The organism is Mycobacterium sp. UM_Kg1, from assembly GCF_000972925.1.
In the GTDB taxonomy this organism is placed as follows: Bacteria; Actinomycetota; Actinomycetes; order Mycobacteriales; family Mycobacteriaceae; genus Mycobacterium; species Mycobacterium hiberniae.
Window position 1 is genome coordinate 1 of the sequence record NZ_JRMK01000244.1, and the last position, 3,573, is coordinate 3,573.

5 protein-coding genes are annotated in these 3,573 nt (G+C 65.3%); all 5 read left to right on the forward strand.

From position 1 onward, the window contains the following. Positions 1 to 254 precede the first annotated feature (254 nt). Entirely contained in the window at positions 255 to 632 is a 378-nt protein-coding gene (locus LI92_RS20440; RefSeq protein WP_046322134.1) for an NADH-quinone oxidoreductase subunit A, read from the forward strand. Positions 633 to 651: 19 nt separating this feature from the next. Continuing rightward, positions 652 to 1,206 carry a NuoB/complex I 20 kDa subunit family protein gene (locus LI92_RS20445; protein WP_046322135.1) on the forward strand — a complete coding sequence of 185 codons (555 nt, stop codon included), beginning with the start codon at positions 652 to 654 and terminating at the stop codon, positions 1,204 to 1,206. Then, complete coding sequence (locus LI92_RS20450; RefSeq protein WP_046322136.1) at positions 1,203 to 1,886, forward strand: NADH-quinone oxidoreductase subunit C; 684 nt, start codon at positions 1,203 to 1,205, stop codon at positions 1,884 to 1,886. The genes LI92_RS20445 and LI92_RS20450 overlap by 4 nt, the downstream gene beginning before the upstream one ends. Beyond that, a complete protein-coding gene (locus LI92_RS20455) occupies positions 1,886 to 3,199 on the forward strand; it encodes an NADH-quinone oxidoreductase subunit D (protein ID WP_046322138.1) in 1,314 nt (437 codons plus the stop codon). The genes LI92_RS20450 and LI92_RS20455 overlap by 1 nt, the downstream gene beginning before the upstream one ends. 59 nt (positions 3,200 to 3,258) lie before the next feature. Next, positions 3,259 to 3,573 (forward strand): NAD(P)H-dependent oxidoreductase subunit E (locus LI92_RS20460; protein WP_046322140.1); only part of this gene is annotated, 315 nt, incomplete at its 3' end.

Here is a 3,573-nt window from a genome sequence, read left to right on the forward strand (position 1 = left end):
CCTCTCCTACGTCGAGCCTCGCTGACCCGCCCCCACTGACACGGCGCCCCCAGCTTCGCCTCTCCTACGTCGAGCCTCGCTGACCCGCCGGGTTAGGGCAGCTCAGGGGCGAATTCCCCTGTCGCCGTTACCGCTACAGGTGATACCCGTCACAGTTGGCGGCAATTTCGTATTCTTCCCAACCGCCTTGCGGCAGCGGGCTAGGCTGTGCCTGAAATCACATCGGCGCCCGGAAGGGAACTACGTCACTGAGCATGAACCTGTACCTGCCGATCCTGGTCCTTGCCGCGCTCGCCGCCGGTTTCGCCGTATTTTCGGTGGTCATCACCGCTCTGATCGGCCCTTCGCGCTACAACCGGTCGAAGCTGGAAGCCTACGAATGCGGCATCGAGCCCACCGACCAGCCCGTGAGCGGCCCGCACGCCCCGCCCGGGCAGCGGTTCCCGGTGAAGTACTACCTGACCGCGATGCTGTTCATCGTCTTCGACATCGAGATCGTTTTTCTCTACCCCTGGGCGGTTGCCTTCGACGGACTGGGCGTGTTCGCCCTCGTCGAAATGGTGCTGTTCGCCGCCGTCGTGTTCGTCGCCTACGCCTACGTCTGGCGGCGCGGGGGCCTGAATTGGGACTGATTTGGAGTAGGCGGCATACATGGGATTAGAAGAGCAGCTCCCCAGCGGACTCCTGCTGTCCACCGTGGAGGACCTGGCCGGATACTTCCGTACCGGTTCGCTGTGGCCGGCGACCTTCGGGCTTGCCTGCTGCGCGATCGAGATGATGTCGACGATGGCACCCGACTACGACCTGTCCCGGTTCGGGATGGAGGTGTTCCGCGCCTCCCCGCGCCAAGCGGACCTGATGATCGTGGCGGGCCGGGTCAGCCAGAAGATGGCGCCGGTGCTGCGCCAGATCTACGACCAGATGGTGGAGCCCAAGTGGGTGCTGTCGATGGGGGTGTGCGCCTCCTCGGGCGGCATGTTCAACAACTACGCGATAGTGCAAGGAGTTGACCATGTCGTCCCGGTCGACATCTACCTGCCCGGCTGCCCGCCCAGGCCGGAGATGCTGATGTATGCAATCCTCAAGCTACACGAGAAGATTCGCTCGATGCCCTTGGGCGCCAACCGGGAGCAGGTGATCACCGCGACCGAGGAAGCGGCCCTGTCGGCCCCCTCCACCTGGCAGCTGAAGGGGCTGCTGCGATGACCGAACCCAACGGCAGCCCCGAAGACGTGATCAAGGTGCGTCGCGGCCTGTTCGGCGCGCCGGGCAGCGGTGACACGTCCGGATACGGGCGACTGGTGGCCGAGGTCGCCCTGCCCGCAGAGACGCCGCGGCCCTACGGCGGATACTTCGACGAGCTCGTCGACACCCTGGCCGCGGGCTTGCAGCGCAACGGGATTGAATTCGATGACGCGGTCGAGAAGGTCGTGGTGTACCGCGGCGAGCTCACCCTCTACGTCCGTCGCGCGCAGCTCCCGGCGGTGGCCCAACTCCTGCGCGACGATCCGGCTCTGCGCTTCGAGCTGAGCCTGGGAGTCTCCGGTGTGCACTACCCCGGCGACGCCGACCGCGAATTGCATGCGGTCTATCCGCTGCGTTCCATCACTCACAGCCGCCGGGTCCGGCTGGAAGTCACTGCCCCCGATTCGGATCCGCACATTCCGTCGTTGTTCGCGATCTATCCGACCACGGACTGGCACGAACGAGAGACCTATGACTTCTTCGGGATCATCTTCGACGGCCATCCGTCGCTGACCCGAATCGAGATGCCCGACGACTGGCACGGCCACCCGCAGCGCAAGGACTACCCGTTGGGCGGCATCCCCGTCGAGTACAAGGGCGCGCACATACCGCCGCCGGACCAGCGGAGGGCTTACAAGTAATGAGCACCGACAAACCGCACACCGTCTTGAATGTCGGTGGGCAGGAATGGGATCAGGTTGTCGAGGCCGCCAAGTCCGCTGACCCCGGCGAGCGCATCGTGGTCAACATGGGCCCCCAGCACCCTTCCACCCACGGCGTGCTGCGGCTGATCTTGGAACTCGAGGGCGAGACGGTGACCGAAGCCCGTTGCGGCATCGGCTACCTGCACACCGGCATCGAGAAGAATCTGGAGAGCCGCTACTGGACCCAGGGCGTCACATTCGTGACGCGGATGGACTACCTTTCGCCGTTCTTCAACGAAACCGCCTACTGCCTGGGCGTGGAGAAACTGCTCGGCATCACCGACGACATCCCCGAGCGTGCCAGCGTCATCCGGGTTCTGATGATGGAACTCAACCGGATCTCCTCGCACCTGGTGGCGCTCGCTACCGGGGGCATGGAACTCGGAGCCCTGTCGGTCATGCTGTTCGGCTTCCGGGAACGCGAACTGGTGCTCGACATCTTCGAGGCGATCACCGGTCTGCGGATGAACCACCAGTACGTCCGTCCCGGCGGGGTATCGGTCGATCTGCCAGACGACGCGATTCCGCAGATCCGGGACTTCTTGCAGCTGATGCCCAAGCGGCTCAAGGACATCGAAGATCTGCTGACCGAGAACTACATCTGGAAGGCCCGCACCAAAGGAGTGGGCTATCTGGACCTGACCGGATGCATGGCGCTGGGCGTCACCGGCCCGGTCCTGCGCTCGACCGGCCTGCCCTATGACGTGCGGCGCGCCGAACCGTATTGCGGCTACCAGGACTACGAATTCGATGTGATCACCGATGACGGCTGTGACGCCTACGGCCGCTACCTGATCCGCATCGCCGAGATCAAGGAGTCCCTGAAAATCGTCGAACAGTGTGTAGACAGGCTGGCCAAGCTGAACGGAGAGCCGGTGATGGTCTCCGACCGCAAGATCGCCTGGCCGGCCGACCTCAAACTCGGCAAGGACGGGCTCGGCAACTCGCGCGAGCACATCGGCTGGATCATGGGCCACTCGATGGAAGGGCTTATCCACCACTTCAAGCGAGTCACCGAGGACCTGTGGGTGCCGCCCGGACAGGTGTTCGTCTCCGTCGAGTCGCCCCGCGGCGAACTGGGGGTGCACATGGTCAGCGACGGCGGTACCCGCCCCTACCGGGTGCACTACCGGGACCCGTCGTTCACCAACCTGCAGGCCGTGGCCGCCATGAGCGAGGGCGGGCTGATCGCCGACGTGATCGCCGCGGTCGCCAGCATCGACCCGGTCATGGGCGGAGTGGACCGGTGAGCGCGGCGGCCGGCGAGTTCGACCGGGCCGGCGTCAACAAGACCGGGCGCGGCCGGTTGATGCCGCCCACCGCCGGAACCGATGGCAACCGGGTCTTCCTGCAGTTGGGCCGCCAGCCCGAAGAACCCAACCAGTTCAACTACCCGGACGCTCCGACCGGTTACGCCCCCGATGTTCGGGCCCGGCTGGAGGCCGACGCCAAGGAGATCATCGGGCGCTACCCGCAGCCCCGCTCGGCGATCCTGCCGCTGCTGCATCTGGTGCAGGCGCAAGACACCTACATCACCCCCGCCGGGCTGGCGTTCGTCGCCGAGCTGCTCGGGATGACCAGTGCGGATGTCGCCGGTGTGGCGTCGTTCTACTCGATGTACCGC

Excerpts from the sequence above, each read along its gene's own strand:
- LI92_RS20445 (WP_046322135.1), top strand. The coding sequence starts at position 652 with ATGGGATTAGAAGAGCAGCTCCCCAGCGGACTCCTGCTGTCCACCGTG.
- LI92_RS20450 (WP_046322136.1), top strand. The coding sequence starts at position 1,203 with ATGACCGAACCCAACGGCAGCCCCGAAGACGTGATCAAGGTGCGTCGC.
- LI92_RS20440 (WP_046322134.1), top strand. The coding sequence starts at position 255 with ATGAACCTGTACCTGCCGATCCTGGTCCTTGCCGCGCTCGCCGCCGGT.
- LI92_RS20455 (WP_046322138.1), top strand. The coding sequence starts at position 1,886 with ATGAGCACCGACAAACCGCACACCGTCTTGAATGTCGGTGGGCAGGAA.